The organism is Mumia sp. zg.B53, assembly GCF_019550935.1.
In the GTDB taxonomy this organism is placed as follows: domain Bacteria; phylum Actinomycetota; class Actinomycetes; order Propionibacteriales; family Nocardioidaceae; genus Mumia.
The window spans coordinates 259,315-276,559 of sequence record NZ_JAHWCK010000001.1 but is presented as its reverse complement, the minus strand read 5'-3'; the positions used below and the strand labels follow the sequence as shown (position 1 = coordinate 276,559).

Genomic DNA, 17,245 nt, shown 5'->3' with positions numbered 1-17,245 from the left:
GGCACCTCAGCCGATCGCGACCGACTCCTCCGAGTACGGCGAGGCGACCGGCGCCAGGGTGCCCAACGGCTCGGTGAGGGGAACGGAGGTGGTGGCGGCCTTCACGGTGCCCGGCTCGCAGTCGTCCTGGCGCCCGATCACGATCGTCACCTGGAGCTGAGTCTTGGTGCGGCGCTGCGCGAATCCGGCCAGCTTCTCGCACGTCGCGTCGCTCGCCTCGTACGTGACGTCGACGGCCCGGGCGTCGGGCCGGCCGGTGACGGAGGTGACCTTCGCGGTGCGGTAGGACTCCCACGAGGTGTCGATCATCGTCAGGCCGCGCAGCTCTCCGAGACTCCCGAGGGTCGGGGCCGCGGGGGTGGCGGGCCCTGGCGCCGGCACGGGCTCCTCGGTCTCCGAGCACCCCGCGAGGGCGATCACCGACACCGTCGCAGCGGACAGTGCGAGGGCGGCACGACGCCGCGAACGTCCCGAGAAGGTGTTCATCGCTCCTACCGTACCGGGGCCTTCAGTTCGACCCGCGCCGCCTCGGCCACGCTGCGACCAGCGTCACGCATCGGGTGAGGCCTGGTCGGGCGCCGCGACGGCGCCCGACCAGGGAAGACGTCTGCTCAGCCGACGCCGAGCAGGTCGATCACGAAGATCAGCGGCTCGCCCGACAGCGGGTGACCGCCGCCTGCGGCGCCGTACGCCTTGTGCGGCGGGATGGTGAGCTGACGGCGCCCACCGACCTTCATCCCGGGGATGCCCTCCTGCCATCCCTGGATCAGACCCTGCAGCGGGAACCGGATCGACTCGCCGCGGTTCCACGACGCGTCGAACTCCGCGCCGTCACGGAACTTCACGCCGACGTAGTGCACGGTCACGTAGTCGCCGGGCTTGGCCTCGGCGCCGGTGCCCTCCACGATGTCGAGGATGTCGAGGTCCTCCGGCTCGTCGCCCTCGGGGAACTCGATGACTGGCTTCTCGAGATTGCTCATTCCCCTACCCTCCCAGATCCTCGGCACTCTGGCGCCCGGCGGTGCGGCCCCACCCCGCGACGCCCCACCCCGCGACGCCCTACCCGCGACGCCCCCGCGATTCGGTGAGGAGATCGGGCTCGTACGGCACGAACGTCCCGATCTCCTCACCGAATCGCCGTCGGGGCCGGCGCGAGGAGGGCGGGGCGAGCGTACGGCGGGCGGCTACTCCGTGGGAGCTTCGAGCCCGGTGTTGAGGCGGCCCAGCAACGACGCGAGGGTGTCGAGGTCGTCCTCGGTCCAGTCGGCGATCGCCCGGGCGAGTCGCGCCCGTCGAGTCGCGCGCACCTCCGCCAGCCGCTCTCGCGCCACCTCGGTGAGAGAGATGAGCCTGGCCCGACCGTCCGTCGGGTCCGGCACGCGCTCCACGAGTCCGAGCTGCTCCAGCTGGGCAATCCCCCGGCTGACCGTCGACTTGTGCACGCTCACCGCATCGGCGAGGTCGGAACCGCGGACGCCGTGCCCACCACCTGGCCGCGCATCGACGATGGCCACGAGCAGCATGTAGGACGCGAAGTCCAGGTCAGGGTGGATCCGGTTGATGGTGCCCAGCCCGCGCAGGCGAGAGCGGCGTAGCAGACGGGTGACCTCGTACTCGACGTCGTGCTCGACGCCGGCAAACGCCTGATCGGGGATCGTCGTCATAGCGCAAGCTCCGGTTCGGTGCAGGGAGGCGACCACGTCCGCCGGGCAGGTTGCCCGCACGGTCAGGGCCCAGCGTATCCGCCCGGACCGGTCACGCGGACCCAGATGACCGCGTGACCGGTCCGGGCACGATCACCTCAGCGCAGCTCCGTCGACGTCAGGCCCAGCACGCGACGCGCGATGATGAGCTGCTGGATCTGCTGCGTGCCCTCGAAGATGTCGAGGATCTTGGAGTCGCGCGCCCACTTCTCGAGGAGCTCGTCCTCCGAGTAGCCCAACGTGCCCACCAGCTCCACACAGCGCAGCGTGACCTGGTTGCAGACGCGCCCGGCCTTCGCCTTGGCCATCGACGCCTCGAGGGAGTTGGGCAGGCGGTTGTCGGCCATCCACGCCGCGGTGAGCATGAGGAGATGCGCAGCCTCCCAGTCGGCCTCCATCTGGAGGTACGCCGCCGCCGCGGCCGACTGGGCGAGCACCGGCCGGTCGTAGTCGATGTCGACCCCCGCGTCCTCGAGGATCTCGCGGGTGCGTTCGAGCGCCGCACGCGCGCACCCCACGGCCATCGCCGCCACCAGCGGCCGGGTGTTGTCGAAGGTCTGCATGACCCCGGCGAACCCCTTGTCGGTGTGCACCTCGGGGTCGCCGAGCAGGTTCTCGGCGGGCACACGGCAGTTGTCGAGCATGATGGTGGCGGTGTCCGACGCCTTGATGCCGAGCTTGTGCTCCAGCCGCTCGACCCGGATGCCCGGCAACGACTTCGGCACCACGAACGACTTGATCGCCGCCCGCCCCAGCGCCTTGTCGAGCGTCGCCCACACGACCACCGCGTCGCTGCGCTCGCCGGAGGTGACGTAGATCTTCTCCCCGTTGAGGACGTAGACGTCCCCGTCCTTGGTCGCGGTCGTCGTGATCGCGGCCGAGTCCGAGCCGCAGCCGGGCTCGGTGATCGCCATCGACGCCCACATGCCCTTGAAGCGCTCGAGCTGCTCGTCGGTGGCGACCGAGGCGATCGCGGAGTTGCCGAGCCCTTGGCGCGGCAGCGACAGGGTGAGCCCGACGTCACCCCAGCAGGTCTCGGCGACCGACAGGACGGAGGCCATGTTGGAGCCGTTGCGGACCGCCGTGCCGGTCTCCGCGGCGCGGCGCACCCCGGCGGCCCCGGCGCCCTGGCCCTCGCCGGAGTCGCCCATGCCGTCGACGACGGCGGCGAGCATGTCGAGCTCCTTGGGATACTCGTGCTCGGCAAGGTCGTACTTGCGGGAGTTGGCCCGCATGAACTCGGCAGCGACCCGATGGGCCTGCGCGACGAACCCGCGGAACTTGCTGGGCGTCTCGAGATTGATCATCTGCTCTTGTCTCCTCCTGGCAGCCCCTCAGACGAGGAGGCCGCCCTCCATGACGCCGACCGCACGCAGGTCGCGGTACCACCGCTCGACCGGGTGCTCCTTGGTGAAGCCGTGACCGCCGAGGAGCTGCACCCCGTCGGTGCCGATCTTCATGCCGTACTCCGTGCACAGACGGCGCGACAGCGCCGCCTCGCGGGCGAACGACCGGCCGAGGTCGGCGCGGGAGGCCGCACGCAACGTCGCCAGGCGTGCGCCTTCGAGCTCGGTCGCCATGTCCGCCACCATGAACGCCACGCTCTGACGGTGGGCGACGGGCTCGCCGAACGCCTTGCGCTCCTTGACGTACGGGATCACGTAGTCGAGCACGGCGCGCATGGCGCCGATGGCCAGGCTGCTCCACGCGATCCGGGCAAGGCGGACGCTGTCGGCGTACGAGGTGATGCTCTCGGGCAGCAGGGCCTCGGCCGGCACGGTCACGCCGTCGAGGACGAGTCGCGACAGTGCAGCCGCTCGCAGGCCCATCGACGGGTCGGTCTCGATGGTGATGCCCGGGGTGCTCGACTCGAGCACGAACAGCGCCGGCCGCCCGTCGTCGGTCGTCGCGGCCACCACGAAGAGCTCGGCAGACGCTCCCCGGATCACCCCCGACTTCACGCCGTCCAGCACGAAGCCGCCGCCAGGCACCGAGCGTGCGGTCGTCCGCGGTCCGAACGGGTCGAACAGCGCCCGCGGCTCGGCCACGGCGAGCGCGGCAGCCGGGACGTCGGAGCCGGTGAACGCCGGCAGGTACGTCGCCTGCTGGGTGCTGTCGCCCCACAACCCGATCGCCGTCGCCACCGATCCCGGCGCGAGGAGACTGGCAGCGATCCCCATGTCGCCACGGCCGAGCGCCTCGGCCACCAGAGCGCCCGTCGTGGCAGAGCGCTCCGCGGCGAGTCCTCCGAGGTCCTCCGGGAGACCGGTCAGCGTGAGCCCGAGCTCGTACGCCTGGGTGAAGAGGTCGGCGGGCGTGTCGAGGGCCGTCTCGGCCTTCTCGACCGCGGGGATGACGACCTCCCTGGCGAACTCGGCGACGACGTCGACCATCATCTGCTGGTCCTCGGTCGGCGTGAGATCGAAGACGCCGGTGGTGGGCGCCGCCGTGGGGCGCACCGGTGCGCCGCGTCCGGGCACTCGTCGGAAGCCCCGGCTCACGGCGCCTGCCGTGCGGAAGCCGACGCGCGCCCCGTGGTAGGCCACCTGCTCGGAGGGGTGGCGGAGGTTGAGTCGGTCGAGCACCGGCATCGAGGCGATCCGGTTGAGGACGGCGAGACCCTTGCTCATGGGGTCTCGGCGCGTCGAGTGCGCTGTCACAGCGTCTCCTCGTGGTCGGAAAGGCAGAACCTGTGACGCCCACTGTAACTGTGAGTTGCAACCTCGCGCATCCATCCTGAAGAACAAGGTCGGATACCCTGCCCTGGTCAGCCCGTCGGCCGAAGTTCCGTGCGAAGGAGCCCCTGTTGCCCGTCTCCCTGCCCTCCGGAGGAACGGTACGTCCGATCACCCGTTGGGGTGAGCCCGTGATGCACCGCAAGCTCGCACCGGTGACCTCGTACGACGCCGACCTCGAGCAGCTGGTCGCCGACATGTTCGCGACGATGTACGCGGCCGAGGGTGCAGGGCTCGCGGCGAACCAGATCGGCGTGGACCTCCAGGTGTTCGTCTTCGACTGCACCGACGGTGACAACAAGCGGGTGGCCGGCGTCGTCTGCAACCCGGTCCTGACCCTCCCCGAGCCCGGCGACCGCAACCTCGACGACAGCGAGGAGGGCTGCCTCTCCCTTCCCGGCGCCTACTCGTACTGCGCCCGGCCCGACTGGTCGCGCGTCGAGGGCACCGACCACACCGGCGCGCCGGTCACCTACGTCGGCGAGGGCGGCACGCTCGCGCGCTGCCTCCAGCACGAGACCGATCACCTGATGGGCACGGTCTTCGGCGACCGTGTCCCGGCGCGGGCCCGCAAGAAGCTCTTCAAGCAGGCCGAGGCGATCGCGGAGGACTACCCCGCCGACTGGCCCGCCGTCGCGCGCGTCACCTCGGCGCACGACCTCTGACCTAGCCGACCGCGGGTCCGGCCAACGCCCAGCAGGCGACCGCCGTCGCGGCTGCGACGTTGAGCGAGTCGATGTCGGCGGCCATCGGGATCGTCACGCGTACGTCGGCGCTGCGGCTCCAGTGCGATGACAGGCCGTCGCCCTCGGCGCCGACGAGGAGCGCGATCTTCTCCCGCGGGTCGGCCGGCGCCACGTCGCGCAGGTCTCGAGCGTCCTCGGCGAGCGTCATCGCGACACTGGTCCAGCCGAGCGACCGAAGCAGCTCCGGGAACCCGTACCAGTCGTCGACCCGGGCGTACGGCAGCCAGAACACCGACCCCATCGAGACCTTGACGGCTCGACGGTAGAGCGGGTCGGCGCACCGTGGGGACAGGATCACCGCGTCGAAGCCGAGGGCCGCGACGCTGCGGAACACCGCGCCGACGTTGGTGTGGTCCATGAGGTCCTCGGCGACGACCACACGGCGGGCGTTCGCCAGGACCTCCTCGACCGGGGGCACCGGCTTCCGGTCCAGGCTCGCGAGCGCACCCCGGTGGACGTGGAAGCCGGTCACCCGCTCGATCTCCGCCTCCGGCATGACGAAGACCGGCGCGTCGGTGGTGTCGAGCACGTCGGAGAGCGTCTCCAGCCACCGCGGCGCCATCAGAAACGAGCGTGCTTGGTGGCCAGACTCCACCGCTCGCCGGACCACCTTCTCCCCCTCGGCGATGAAGACTCCGCGCTCGGACTCGAGCAGCTTGCGCAGCTGCACGTCGCGGAGGTCGACGTAGTCCCTCAGCCGAGCGTCTGCCGGGTCGTCGACGGCGACGACCTCAGCCATCGGCGCCGTCTCGCAGGGAGTCGAGCAGCCGGTCGCGCGTCCGCGCCGACCGAGCCGGGTCACGGTTGGAGAGGACCGCGACCGTCGTCTGGTGCACGTGCCCGACCGCGGGAGTCCACGCGGTGCCGAGGGGGGCGTCGTCCGCGCGCACGCAGAAGATCCGCGCCTCGGTCGCCTCGTCGACGACGGCGGCATTCACCGCCGGCCGGTCCGTCGAGGCCATCGCGTACCACGCGCCGGCCAGATCCCCCGGCTCGTACTCCCGCTCCACGAGGGCGATCTCGCCCCGTGACGCCGCCTCGCGGACGACCGGGTCGACCTTGGGCGACACGACCGTCACGGCGGCCCCCGCGTCGAGGAACGCGGGCAGACGGCGCGCGGCGACGTGGCCACCCCCGACCACGACCACCCGCCGACCGGCGAGGATCAGCCCTGAGGGGTATGGCGGGTGCGGCAGTCCGGGTCCGTGGCTCACAGCTCGATGCTAACCAGGTCCCTTCGCGATACCGTCCGGTGGAGATCCCCTACTCGAAGGAGTGCCGATGATCCTCGACCGACCGGTGGCGCCGAACCCGTACGACTACCTTCCGCCCGTCCCGTCCTTCACCGTCACGAGCACCGAGATCTCCGACGGAGACGCACTCGACGAGGCGCAGGTCTACGACGCGGGCAACCGTTCGCCGCAGCTGTCGTGGGAGGGATTCCCGGACACCACCAAGGGCTTCGTGGTCACCTGCTTCGATCCCGACGCACCGACGCCGTCAGGGTTCTGGCACTGGGTGCTCGTCGACGTCCCGGGCGACGTACGGTCGCTGGAGACCGGAGCCGGCTCCGGCGGGATCCTCCCCGCCGGAGCGTTCCACGTCCGCAACGACTTCGGGACGTCCGACTACGCGGGAGCGGCGCCCCCGCAGGGCGACATGCCGCACCGCTACTACTTCGTCGTCCACGCGATCAGCGAGGAGCGCCTCGGCGTGGACGAGAACGCCACGCCGGCCGTCGTCTCGTTCAACCTCGCGTTCAAGACACTGGCGCGGGCGACACTTCTCGGGACGTTCCAGCACTGATCAGCTGCTCGCAGTCGTCGATGGCGTCGGAGAGCATCCGTCGGAGGACAGTGTCGGAGTCGGTGCTGACCGACCGTACGACGCCGTCGACGCTGTTGAGCACGATCCGCGGCGCGGCACGCCTCGAGAAATGCTTCGGGTGCGTGGTGAGCCCGCGACGGAACCCGCGCGCCCACTGCTCGGCTGCCGGCGCCTGCGCGAACGCCTCGGCCGTCAGCCCGTCGAGCTCCTCGGGAAGCACCATGTCGATGTCCTCGAGATAGCGCTCCACCGCGAGCAGGCCCACTGCGAGCGCCCGCTGATGCGCCCGTGGTGACAGCGGCAGCGCGATCGCCGCGGCCCGGACGCAGATCGCCGCGTGGATCCTCGGATCTGGACTGTTCAGCCCGACCACCTTGGGCACCAGCTCGACCATCGACGTACGAGTGTCGTCGGTGACGTTGTCGTTGACGAGCCGGGCGAGCCCGGCCAGGAGCGGGTGGGTGCAGGCCGGTTGGTCGCTCCACTTCTCACCGGCCAGGTACGACGCGAACTCCATGAAGCACGCCCCTTTTCGGGGGTTCCGGTGCTTCCCCGGTGACAGGACCGGGACGAGCTCGGGGACGCTGCTGGACCTCATGGCGGCCTCCTGGGGAGGAGCTGAACGGGACTTTGTCCCAGTGTGCGCCTGATCACCCGGTGGCGCTACTGCTGAGCCGCGCTCACTGTCGTCCCGTGGACCCGTCTTCCCAGATCTTGGTGGTGTCGTCCTCCCAGCCGGCAGCGCTCTCACCCTGCACGGCGTCCGGAGTCGGCGCGTCCTGGGCCGGCGCCTCGGGAGCCGGCACGTCCTGGGCCGGCGCCTCGGGTCCGTCGGAGAGCACCCGTGGCGGGACATCCGGAGCGGAGGCTTCCTTGGCGGCCTCGAGCGCCTCGCTGACGGCGCGGTGGGCCTCCGAGAGGTTGGGCCGAGCACTGGCGTCGGTGACCGGCTCGTCGTAGGACACGCGGGTCTTGGGTCCGTCGACGGCCGTCGGGATCTGACCGACTGCTGCTCCGAGCCCCTTGAGGGCGTCACCGACCTCGCTGGGGATGATCCACAGCTTGTTGGCGTCGCCCTGAGCGATCGCGGGCAGCATCTGGAGGTACTGGTAGGCGAGCAGCGACTGGTCGGGCTGGCCGTCGTGGATCGCCTGGAAGACGGTGGCGATCGCCTGGGCCTCGCCCTGCGCGGTCAAGATCTGCGACTCCCGCTTGGCCTGGGCGCTGAGGATCTGACCCTCGCGGTCGCCCTCGGCGCGCAGGATCTGCGACTGCTTCTCGCCCTCGGCCGTGAGGATCGCGGCCTGCCGGCTGCCCTCGGCCTGGAGGATCGCGGCGCGCTTGTCGCGGTCGGCCCGCATCTGCTTCTCCATCGAGTCCTTGATGGACGGCGGCGGATCGACTCCCTTGAGCTCGACACGGTTGACCCGGATGCCCCACTTGCCGGTCGCTTCGTCGAGGACGCCACGGAGCTTGGTGTTGATCTCGTCGCGGCTGGTGAGGGTCTGCTCGAGCGTCATGCCGCCGATGATGTTGCGCAGCGTGGTCATGGTCAGCTGCTCGATCGCCTGGATGTAGTTGGCGATCTCGTACGTCGCGGCGATGGGGTTGGTGACCTGGAAGTAGATGACCGTGTCGATCGAGACGACCAGGTTGTCCTCGGTGATCACCGGCTGCGGCGGGAACGACACGACCTGCTCGCGAAGGTCGATCTTGAACGACACCTTGTCGACGAACGGCGTGATGACGTTGAGCCCCGCATTGAGCGTCGTCTTGTACTTGCCGAACCGCTCCACGATCCCTGCCCGGGCCTGCGGCACGATCTGGATGGACTTCGCGAGCGCCACGACGACGGCGATCACGAGCAGTGCCAGGACGATCAGGGCTGCCATGCTGTTTCGTTCCTTGCTCTTCGAGGACCCGTGACCCGGAGACTAGCGCAGACCCGAACACAACCGAAGCCGGCTCCTGGCTACGCCTCGGGGTAGACGACGGCGGTCGCGCCGTCGATCTCGAAGACGGCGACGCGTGCGCCCTCCTCGATGACGACCGCAGGGTCGTAGGACCGCGCAGACCACGTCTCTCCCCCGATCTTGACCTGCCCGGTGGCGGCGTCGACAGGCGTCAGCGCGACCGCGCTGGTGCCGATGAGGGCCTTGGTGCCGGTGGCGAGCTCCGGGCCGCGGTGGAGGTGCCTGACGATCGAAGGCCGCGCCAGCAGCAGCATCGCGAGCGAGACGGCCGTGGCCACCAGGGCGGAGACCGCGAACGGCGCCCCGACGGCAGCGGCGAAAGCACCGGAGAACGCGCCCACCGCGAGCATCAGCAGCACGAGGTCGAGGCTCAGCAGCTCGGCCGTCGCCAGCAGAAGACCGGCGCCCAGCCAGCCGGCCCATCCGTTGTCGGCCAGCCAGTTCCAGAACGCGTCCATAACAGGACTCTATCGGGCGCGCGGGTGATTCCGGCGGTTCCCGCGACCTGAGGGCAAGACGACGGTCAGCGAGGCGCGCGACGAGCGGCGTACCGACCGTCGCGGACCTCGAGGATCAGCGGCATCTGGAAGGTGATCGTCAAGTTCTGCGCGGTCAGCGTCTCCTCGATCGGCCCCTTCGCGGTGACCTTGCCGTCGCGCAGCATGAGGACGTGCGTGAAGCCCGGCGGGATCTCCTCGACGTGGTGCGACACGAGGACGAGCACCGGCGCCTCGGGGTCGCGCGCGAGCTTGCCGAGGTTGGAGACCAGATCCTCGCGTCCGCCGAGGTCGAGACCGGCAGCAGGCTCGTCGAGCAGGAGCAGCTCGGGATCGGTCATCAGCGCGCGGGCGATCAGGACACGCTTGCGCTCGCCCTCGCTCAGCGTGCCGAAGGTGCGTCCCGCCAGTCCGTCCACACCCATCAGCCGCAGCAGCAGCATGGCCTGGGCCTCGTCGAACTCCTCGTACTCCTCCCGCCAACGACCGGTCATGCCGTACGAAGCGGTCAGCACGGCGTCGAGGACGCGCTCACCACGGGGGATGCGTTCGGCGACCGCCGCGCTCGTGTAGCCGATGCGGTGACGCAGCTCGAAGACGTCGACCGCGCCGAGGACCTCCTCCAGCACCGTCGCCACGCCGGACGACGGATGGATCTGCGTCGAGGCGATCTGAAGCATGGTCGTCTTGCCGGCGCCGTTGGGTCCGATGACCACCCAGCGTTCGCCCTCACGGACGGTCCAGCTGACGTCGTCGAGCAACGTGGCGGTGCCGCGTCGTACGGAGACGTCGGCGAGCTCGAGCACGGGCGCCATGCACTACTCCTGGCCGTTCTGGGGTGGGCGTCCCAAACCTACGGCACCCGTCGTCGCAGTGCCTGACGCGGGTTACCACCTGACGTCCTAGGCTCGTCGTCGTGCCTCCTCTGACCCGCTCCGCGCGCTGGGTGTGCTGGTTCAACTCCTGGCTCGCCGGCGCCGCGCCGCTCGAGACCGCGGTCGACTCCGTGCGCGCCGAGGACGCCGCCCACCACGTGCTCGCGGACACCGACGGACCCGTCTCCCCCGGGGGCGACGCCACCCCGGTGGCGGAGACCTTGCTGCTCGCGTGGGGCGCCTTGCGCCGTGCCGGGGCCACGGGCGCCAGCCTCGCGCTCCCCGCGCCGGGAGACCCGTACGGACTGGCCGGGCCGGCGGCGTTCACCGCAGCCGCCACCGATGCCGGCGAGGCCGTGGTCGTGGAGGGCGCCGGTGTCGGCCTCGTGCCGGAGGTCGTCGGGAGCGGCGTCTTCTGGCACTTGTACGAGGCCCGTCCCGTCTCCCCCACTGCGGGGGTCGCCGAGGCCTCGCGCGAGCTGCGGACCGAGCTCGCGACGGCCGCCGACGAGCTGCTGTCACTCGACGTCGCCCGATGGCGCCCCGAGGTGCGTGAGGCCCTCTCCGACATCAGGGACGTGGCCGCGCCCTCCCTGGCGCCGGGGTACGACCCGCGAGCAGCGCAGCTGACCGCGACCGCCCTGCGGTGCCTGGCGATCGCCGAGCTCGCCGAGGACACCGACTCCGCGGCGGTCACCGCCTGGGAGTCCGACACCCGCGCGGTCCACCTGCGGGCGCTCGCGCGGGCCGCGCGGCACGCGCTGGTGGTGGCGTGCAGCGCGGGTCGACCCCGCTGACCGCACGCACGATGGCCTAATCTCGTGCCGTGAACGCGCCTGTCCCCACGCCGACCGCGCCGCTCGACGCTCCCACGGTCTCCGTGACGCTGCTGGGCCGTGACCACGCCGGCGTCACCGCTCGTCTCTTCGAGGTCGTCGCGCCGTACGAGGTCGAGGTCATCGACGTGGAGCAGATCGTGCTGCGGGGCCGGCTCGTGCTCGCGGTGCTGCTCACCGAGCCCGCGGACCGCGAGGCGTTCGAGCGGTCGGTGGCCGACGTCGCGTCCGAGCTCGACATGGACCACGACGTGTCGTACGGGCAGGGTGACAACCGCGGGCGCCGCCGCGGCCGTAGCCACGTCACCGTCCTCGGCGCCCCTCTGCTTCCCAACCAGTTCTCCGCGGTGACGGCTCAGATCGCCGCCGCGGGCGGCAACATCGACCGGATCGTCCGGATGGCGCGCTACCCGGTGACCGCGATCGACCTCGACGTCTCCGGCGCCGCACCCGAGGCCCTGCGCCGTGCCCTCGCCCTGGAGGCGGCGCGTCAGGGGGTCGACGTGGCGGTGCAGCCGCTCGGCATCCACCAGCACGCCCAACGGCTCGTCGTCATGGACGTCGACTCCACCCTCATCCAGGGCGAGGTGATCGAGATGATCGCCGCCTATGCGGGGTGCGAGAAGGAGGTCGCCGAGGTGACGGCGGCGGCGATGCGCGGCGAGCTCGACTTCGCCGACTCCCTGCGCGAGCGCGTTGCCCTCCTCGAAGGCGTGGACGTCTCCGTGCTCGGAGCCGTCTACGAGTCGATCCAGCTGGCGCCCGGCGCTCGGACGATGATCCGGACGCTCAAGCGGCTCGGCTACCGCTTCGCCCTGGTCTCCGGCGGCTTCACGCAGATCATCGACACCCTCGCCGCCGACCTGGGGATCGACTACTGGGCCGCCAACACGCTCGAGGTCCGCGACGGCCGTCTGACGGGCCGCGTCGCCGGCCCGGTGATCGATCGGGCCGGCAAGGCTGCGGCGTTGCGGCGGTTCGCGGAGCAGGCGGGCATCACGGTCGCGAACACCGTCGCGATCGGCGACGGCGCCAACGATCTGGACATGCTCGCCGAGGCCGGGCTCGGCATCGCGTTCAACGCCAAGCCCGCCGTGCGGGACGCGGCTGACGCGTCGCTGTCGGTCCCCTACCTCGATGCGATCGTCTTCCTCCTCGGCATCACCCGCGAGGAGATCGAGGCCGCCGACGCCGAGGTCGCCGAGACCGACCCTCAGCCCGGAGACGGCGCCAGGTAGTCCTCGAGCCGCATGGTCCGCGGGTCGATGTCGGCCCACTCGCCGTCGTACGTCATCACTGCCGCCGCCGCGGTCGGGAAGCCCCGATCCCCATAGGCCGTCCACGCGGCGTTGCGGGTCCCGTCGTGCAGCATCCACACGAGATCGCCCATCGCCGGGTTGTGCCCGACGACGATCACCGTGACCGGCGCGTCGTCGAGGATCCGGACCTCCTGGAGGACCCCGTGCGCGCTCGCCTCGTAGAGCGCACCCGGGTACGTCACGTGGTCCTCACCCAGGCCGAGGGAGCGGTTGAGCTCCTCGAACGTCTCCCGCGTCCGCACCGCCGGCGAGACCAGAGCCCTCGTCGTCCCGGTGACGAAGTCGGCGAGCTGCTCGCCGCGTCGGCGCGCGTCCGCGCGCCCGCGCGTTGTCAGCGCCCGAGCGGCGTCTGACGGCGCGGATCCCTCGGCCTTCGCGTGCCGGACCACGACGAGCTGCTTCACCGCCTACTCGTCGTCCTCGAGGCGGAACCCGATCTTGAGAGTCACCTGGTAGTGCTCGACCTGGTCTCCCTCGATATGGCCGCGGATCCCTTCGACCTCGAACCAGTCCAGGTGGCGCAAGGTTCGGGAAGCGCGCGAGATGCCGTTGGTGATGGCCTCGGTCACGCTCTCGGACGAGGTGCCGACGATCTCGGTGATGCGGTAGGTGCGGTTCGTCATGCTGCCCATCATGCCGCTGATCGGCTGGCGTACCGTGGGGGGATGGAGGATCGTCACGACGACCCGGTCGCCATCACGACCGCCCAGGTCGGACGCAGCGAGGAGCTTCGCCACCGGCAGAACCGCTATCTGGTGTCGATGCTGATCCGTACGGTCTGCTTCATCATGGCCGTCGTGGTCACCGGTTGGGCTCGGTGGGTCTTCATCGCCGGAGCCCTGATCCTGCCCTACGTCGCCGTCGTCTTCGCCAACACCGCGCGCCGCAGACCGACCGACCAGGCCGACGTCGTCCGCCCGGAGCCGATCGGCGAGCTCGGGACCGGCCCCGTGACGAAGCCCGCCGCCGACGACTCCTCCCCCGAGACAGGACGCGATGACCGAGACTGACCCCGCCGCCGACGCGCCCCTCATCTGCTCGGCGAAGGGTTGCGAGAGTCCCGCGCAGCATGCACTGCTGTGGAACAACCCCAAGATCCACACGCCCGACCGGCGCAAGACCTGGCTGGCGTGCGACGAGCACGAGGCGTCCCTGCGTCAGTTCTTGTCCGCCCGTGGGTTCTGGAAAGAGACCCAGCCGCTCTCGGACGGCCTCTAGCCGCCGATCGCCGACATCGGGCGGCTGGGCTGCAGGAAGTCGACGTCGTCGATCCCGTGGCCGGGCAGCTTGGTCCACAGCGCGGCACGCCAACGGTCGGCGATCTCCGTGTCCGACGCCCCTCCCCGCAACGCCGCTCGAAGGTCTGACTCCTCGCGGGCGAACAGGCAGTTGCGGACCTGACCGTCGGCGGTCAGGCGTACGCGGTCGCAGTCTCCGCAGAACGGTCGCGTGACCGACGCGATGATGCCGACCGTGGCCGGTCCGCCGTCGACGAGGAACTCCTCGGCGGGAGCGGAGCCGCGCTCGCGGTCGGCCGGCGACAGCTCGAAGTGCGGCGCGAGGCGCTCGAAGATCTCGTCGGCGGTGACCATCGAGCCGCGGTCCCACCCGTGCTGGGCGTCGAGCGGCATCTGCTCGATGAAGCGCAGCCGGTATCCGCGCTCGAGGCACCACGCGAGCAGCTCCGGTGCCTGGTCGTCGTTGATGTCGCGCAGCAGCACGGCGTTGACCTTGACCGGAGCCATCCCGGCCGCCTGGGCTGCCGCCAGCCCAGCAAGGACGTCCGCGTGCCGCTTGCGCCGGGTGATCCGCTCGAACGTCTCCGGCCGGATCGTGTCGAGGCTGATGTTGACGCGGTCGAGCCCGGCGGCCGCCAGCGCCTGCGCCGTGTGCTTGAGCCCGAGACCGTTCGACGTCAGCGAGACCGTCGGCGACGGGGAGAGCGCCTTGGTCGCCGAGACGATGTCTACCAACCCGCGGCGGAGCAGGGGCTCACCTCCCGTGAACCTGACGTCGGTGATGCCGAGCTGCTCCACGCCGATCGTGACCAGGCGGACGACCTCGTCGTCGGTCAGCGTCTCCGCCGTCGGCATCCAGTCGAGGCCCTCGGCCGGCATGCAGTACTGGCACCGCAGGTTGCAGCGATCGGTCAGCGACACCCGGAGGTCGGTCGCGATGCGTCCATGCCGGTCGGCGAGCCCTCCTCGGGTGTCGTCCGGGGCGTGCTGCACGACGGAGTCGGCGGTCATGCCGTCAGTCTAGGCAGGACAACGGCCCTCCCGCCCGGGGCGCGTGGACCAGTTCGCTACCGTCGTGTTGTGTACAGGTTCCTGCTGACGCGACGTTGGATCGCCTTCGCGCTCTTCGTCGCGCTCCTCTCCGGGGTCTGCATCTGGCTGGGATTCTGGCAGTTCGGCAGGGGGGACCTGCGTGAGGCCCGCAACGAGCTGACCCGGCACAACATGGTCTCGACCCCCGTCGCGCCCGACGAGCTGGCGACCAGCGACCCCGACGCGTCGCAGCAGCACGAGTGGCGGCGGGTCGAGGTGACCGGGACGTACGACACCGACGCGCAGGTCGTGGTCAAGTACCGCACCCGCGAGCAGCGCGGGCCCGGCGTCGACGTCGTCACCCCGCTGCGGACCGATGACGGTCGCGCACTGCTCGTCGAGCGCGGGTGGGTGCCGTCGGCCAACACGACGGGCGCCGAGGTCGACATCCCGGAGCCTCCTGCCGGCGAGGTGACCGTCCTGGGCTGGTGGCGGGCCGACGACCACGTGCCCCTGTCGGCGACCCAGCCCGACGAGGGCCAGGTCCGCGCCATCTCGACTCTCGGGATGGGGCAGGCGCTCGACTATCCGTTGTACGAGGGCGGCTATCTGGCGCTCGAGGAGCAGAAGCCGGCCACCGACGGGTTCGTCGCCCCCGAGGGGCCCGAGCTCGGCAGCGGGCCGCACTTCTTCTACGGCGTGCAGTGGTGGTTCTTCGCGGCCCTGGCCCTCGGCGGGTACGGGTGGTTCGCCTGGGCCGAGGCCCACCCGCGCGGCCCGCGCAGGGCCGGTCACGCCAGACCGGGCCAGCGTTCGGTGCCCGCGGCGCGTGCCGCCGCCGAGCGCGCGGCTGCGGCACGCGCCGGCGGCAGCCGTCCGACGGCACCGCCGGCCTCAGAGCGCGCGGATGGCGCCCCCGTCGACCGGCAGCATCACGCCGGTGACGTACGAAGCGGCGGGTGACAGCAGGAACGCCGCCGCGGCCCCGAACTCCTCCGGGCGCCCGTATCGCCGCAAGGGGATCGACTCCTCGTGCGCGGCACGTGCAGCCGCCGGGTCCTGCGCCCGACCGTCGAGATAGCGCACCCGCTCGGTGTCGATCCGCGCCGGGAGCAGAGCGTTGACGCGTACGCCGTGAGGTCCGAGCTCGTCGGCCAGCTCCTTGACCAGCATCGCGAGACCCGGGCGCAGCCCGTTGCTGATCGCCAGGCCCGCGATCGGCGCCCGGACCGACGACGAGAGCACGAGCGCGATCGCGCCGCCGTCACCCAGCTCGGGGGCGACCTCCCGCACGGTCCGGACGGCTCCGAGGAAGACCGACTCGAACGCCCCGCGCCACTGGTCGTCCGTCACGGCCATCACCGTGCCGCCCGGTGGACCGCCGACGCTCAGGACCAGGCCGTCGAGCCTGCCGAACCGGTCGCGGGCTGCCGCGACGAGCGTCCCGGGCGTCGCCGGATCGGCGTTGTCGGCCGCCACCCCGACGGCATGCTCCGCACCGAGACGGTCCACGGCAGCCTCCACCGCGTCCGCGTCGCGCCCGGAGACGACGACGTCGGCTCCCAGGCCGACCAGCGCCTCCGCGGTCGCGAGCCCGAGCCCGCGGCTGGCACCGGTGAGGATGAAGACACGACCCGTGAGGTCGTACGGGGTGCTCATCGTGCGGTCACCAGCTCGATGAACCGCTCGCGCTGCGCACGCCGCTCCGCTGCGGTCTGCGCGGCCAGGTCGTGATCACCCGCGCTCTGGAGCAAGCCCTTGGTGGCGCTGACGGCGTGGTGCGGCGCCGCCGTCAGCGCGGCGGCCAGCTCGGCCACGCGGGCGTCCAGCCCCTCGACCGGGACGATCTCCTGCCCGATCCCGAGCGCGTACGCCTCCTGGGCGGAGACCCACCGTGCGGTTGCGCAGATCTCGAGCGCACGGGCGTAGCCGACGGCGTCCACCAGCGGCTTGGTGCCGGTGAGGTCGGGCACCAGGCCGAGCGCGGGCTCCTTCATGCACAGCTGCGCGTCGTCGGCCAGCACCCTCAGGTCGCAGGCGAGCGCCAGCTGGAAGCCGGCACCGACGGCATGTCCCTGCACCGCGGCGATGGAGATGAAGCGCGGGTCCCGGAGCCAGGTGAAGCCCTCCTGGTAGGTCGCGATCGTCGCGTCGAACTCCTCCGCGGTTGCGGCGGCGAGCTGAGGGAAGGACGCCTCGCCCTCGATGCCGCTCGGCGACAGCATGGCCCGGTCGAGGCCGGCCGAGAACGAGGCGCCCGCGCCGCGCAGCACCACGACACGGACGTCGGGCTCCACGGCGGCACCGACTGCCGCCAGCCCGCGCCACATGGCCGGAGTCTGCGCGTTGCGGACGTCAGGACGGTTCAAGGTGACCGTGAGGACGGCGCCGTCGACGGCGAGCTCGAGGCCCGCCTCGGCCAGGGTCTCAGGAGAGGGATACGTCATGGGGCGAGGCTATCCCC

At 71.3% G+C, this 17,245-nt stretch carries 23 protein-coding genes; 7 read left to right on the top strand and 16 right to left on the bottom strand.

The features are described from left to right. Nucleotides 1–6: 6 nt before the first annotated feature. The 5 genes from KV102_RS01335 to KV102_RS01315 form a co-directional block, all read right to left on the bottom strand. Nucleotides 7–486 carry a hypothetical protein gene (locus tag KV102_RS01335; RefSeq protein ID WP_220345070.1) on the bottom strand — a complete coding sequence of 160 codons (480 nt, stop codon included), beginning with the start codon at nucleotides 484–486 and terminating at the stop codon, nucleotides 7–9. 125 nt (nucleotides 487–611) lie between these two features. Continuing rightward, the gene (locus KV102_RS01330) at nucleotides 612–980 is read right to left on the bottom strand and encodes an FKBP-type peptidyl-prolyl cis-trans isomerase (protein WP_220341648.1); all 369 of its coding nucleotides are present in this window, start codon (nucleotides 978–980) and stop codon (nucleotides 612–614) included. A gap of 204 nt (nucleotides 981–1,184) precedes the next feature. Continuing rightward, nucleotides 1,185–1,664, bottom strand: coding sequence for a MarR family winged helix-turn-helix transcriptional regulator (locus KV102_RS01325; RefSeq protein WP_220341647.1), 480 nt, complete (start codon nucleotides 1,662–1,664; stop codon nucleotides 1,185–1,187). Nucleotides 1,665–1,801: 137 nt separating this feature from the next. Further along, complete coding sequence (locus KV102_RS01320; protein WP_220345069.1) at nucleotides 1,802–3,010, bottom strand: acyl-CoA dehydrogenase family protein; 1,209 nt, start codon at nucleotides 3,008–3,010, stop codon at nucleotides 1,802–1,804. A 27-nt stretch (nucleotides 3,011–3,037) separates the two neighbouring features. Continuing rightward, a complete protein-coding gene (locus KV102_RS01315) occupies nucleotides 3,038–4,363 on the bottom strand; it encodes an acyl-CoA dehydrogenase family protein (RefSeq protein ID WP_301021738.1) in 1,326 nt (441 codons plus the stop codon). A gap of 146 nt (nucleotides 4,364–4,509) precedes the next feature. Between KV102_RS01315 and def the strand changes: the two genes are divergently transcribed. Next, nucleotides 4,510–5,103 (top strand): peptide deformylase, encoded by a 594-nt coding sequence (gene def / locus KV102_RS01310; protein WP_220341644.1) that lies wholly within the window; start codon nucleotides 4,510–4,512, stop codon nucleotides 5,101–5,103. 1 nt (nucleotide 5,104) lies between these two features. Here def and KV102_RS01305 read toward each other — a convergent pair whose 3' ends face one another. Further along, a complete protein-coding gene (locus KV102_RS01305; protein ID WP_220345068.1) occupies nucleotides 5,105–5,923 on the bottom strand; it encodes an RNA methyltransferase in 819 nt (272 codons plus the stop codon). After that, nucleotides 5,916–6,398, bottom strand: a complete 483-nt coding sequence (locus tag KV102_RS01300; RefSeq protein ID WP_220341642.1) for a bifunctional precorrin-2 dehydrogenase/sirohydrochlorin ferrochelatase — start codon at nucleotides 6,396–6,398, stop codon at nucleotides 5,916–5,918. The genes KV102_RS01305 and KV102_RS01300 overlap by 8 nt, the downstream gene beginning before the upstream one ends. Before the next feature lie 67 nt (nucleotides 6,399–6,465). On the opposite strand from KV102_RS01300, the gene KV102_RS01295 reads away from it, so the two are divergent. Beyond that, a complete protein-coding gene (locus KV102_RS01295; protein ID WP_220345067.1) occupies nucleotides 6,466–6,990 on the top strand; it encodes a YbhB/YbcL family Raf kinase inhibitor-like protein in 525 nt (174 codons plus the stop codon). On the opposite strand, the gene KV102_RS01290 is transcribed toward KV102_RS01295, so the two are convergent. From KV102_RS01290 to KV102_RS01275, 4 genes are all read right to left on the bottom strand, one after another. Next, nucleotides 6,944–7,609 (bottom strand): hypothetical protein, encoded by a 666-nt coding sequence (locus tag KV102_RS01290; RefSeq protein WP_220345066.1) that lies wholly within the window; start codon nucleotides 7,607–7,609, stop codon nucleotides 6,944–6,946. The two genes, KV102_RS01295 and KV102_RS01290, sit on opposite strands and share 47 nt — an antisense overlap. 82 nt (nucleotides 7,610–7,691) lie before the next feature. After that, the gene (locus KV102_RS01285; protein ID WP_220341639.1) at nucleotides 7,692–8,903 is read right to left on the bottom strand and encodes an SPFH domain-containing protein; all 1,212 of its coding nucleotides are present in this window, start codon (nucleotides 8,901–8,903) and stop codon (nucleotides 7,692–7,694) included. An 80-nt stretch (nucleotides 8,904–8,983) separates the two neighbouring features. Then, entirely contained in the window at nucleotides 8,984–9,442 is a 459-nt protein-coding gene (locus tag KV102_RS01280) for an NfeD family protein (RefSeq protein WP_220341638.1), read from the bottom strand. Between the two features lie 65 nt (nucleotides 9,443–9,507). Further along, entirely contained in the window at nucleotides 9,508–10,296 is a 789-nt protein-coding gene (locus tag KV102_RS01275; protein WP_220341637.1) for an ABC transporter ATP-binding protein, read from the bottom strand. 101 nt (nucleotides 10,297–10,397) lie between these two features. Here KV102_RS01275 and KV102_RS01270 point away from each other — a divergent pair, with 101 nt between their 5' ends. Next, nucleotides 10,398–11,153: a hypothetical protein gene (locus KV102_RS01270; protein WP_220345065.1), complete on the top strand. Its 756-nt coding sequence runs from the start codon at nucleotides 10,398–10,400 to the stop codon at nucleotides 11,151–11,153. A 29-nt stretch (nucleotides 11,154–11,182) separates the two neighbouring features. Next, nucleotides 11,183–12,430, top strand: coding sequence for a phosphoserine phosphatase SerB (gene serB, locus KV102_RS01265; protein ID WP_220345064.1), 1,248 nt, complete (start codon nucleotides 11,183–11,185; stop codon nucleotides 12,428–12,430). Here serB and KV102_RS01260 read toward each other — a convergent pair. Beyond that, nucleotides 12,406–12,915, bottom strand: coding sequence for a histidine phosphatase family protein (locus KV102_RS01260; RefSeq protein WP_220341634.1), 510 nt, complete (start codon nucleotides 12,913–12,915; stop codon nucleotides 12,406–12,408). The genes serB and KV102_RS01260 overlap by 25 nt on opposite strands. Before the next feature lie 3 nt (nucleotides 12,916–12,918). After that, nucleotides 12,919–13,134: a dodecin gene (locus KV102_RS01255; protein WP_220341633.1), complete on the bottom strand. Its 216-nt coding sequence runs from the start codon at nucleotides 13,132–13,134 to the stop codon at nucleotides 12,919–12,921. A gap of 42 nt (nucleotides 13,135–13,176) precedes the next feature. Between KV102_RS01255 and KV102_RS01250 the strand changes: the two genes are divergently transcribed. Both KV102_RS01250 and KV102_RS01245 read left to right on the top strand, forming a co-directional pair. Further along, entirely contained in the window at nucleotides 13,177–13,521 is a 345-nt protein-coding gene (locus KV102_RS01250) for a DUF3099 domain-containing protein (protein ID WP_220341632.1), read from the top strand. Beyond that, complete coding sequence (locus KV102_RS01245) at nucleotides 13,508–13,729, top strand: acetone carboxylase (protein ID WP_220345063.1); 222 nt, start codon at nucleotides 13,508–13,510, stop codon at nucleotides 13,727–13,729. Before KV102_RS01250 ends, KV102_RS01245 begins: the two co-directional genes overlap by 14 nt. Here KV102_RS01245 and moaA read toward each other — a convergent pair. Then, nucleotides 13,726–14,760, bottom strand: coding sequence for a GTP 3',8-cyclase MoaA (gene moaA, locus KV102_RS01240; RefSeq protein WP_220345062.1), 1,035 nt, complete (start codon nucleotides 14,758–14,760; stop codon nucleotides 13,726–13,728). The genes KV102_RS01245 and moaA overlap by 4 nt on opposite strands. Nucleotides 14,761–14,829: 69 nt before the next feature. Here moaA and KV102_RS01235 point away from each other — a divergent pair, with 69 nt between their 5' ends. After that, on the top strand, nucleotides 14,830–15,744 hold the full coding sequence (locus KV102_RS01235; protein ID WP_220345061.1) for an SURF1 family protein: 915 nt from the start codon (nucleotides 14,830–14,832) through the stop codon (nucleotides 15,742–15,744). Here KV102_RS01235 and KV102_RS01230 read toward each other — a convergent pair. Together KV102_RS01230 and KV102_RS01225 are read right to left on the bottom strand one after the other, a co-directional pair. Continuing rightward, complete coding sequence (locus tag KV102_RS01230; protein ID WP_220345060.1) at nucleotides 15,676–16,440, bottom strand: SDR family oxidoreductase; 765 nt, start codon at nucleotides 16,438–16,440, stop codon at nucleotides 15,676–15,678. The genes KV102_RS01235 and KV102_RS01230 overlap by 69 nt on opposite strands. After that, nucleotides 16,437–17,228 carry an enoyl-CoA hydratase/isomerase family protein gene (locus KV102_RS01225; RefSeq protein WP_220345059.1) on the bottom strand — a complete coding sequence of 264 codons (792 nt, stop codon included), beginning with the start codon at nucleotides 17,226–17,228 and terminating at the stop codon, nucleotides 16,437–16,439. The genes KV102_RS01230 and KV102_RS01225 overlap by 4 nt, the downstream gene beginning before the upstream one ends. Nucleotides 17,229–17,245: the final 17 nt, after the last annotated feature.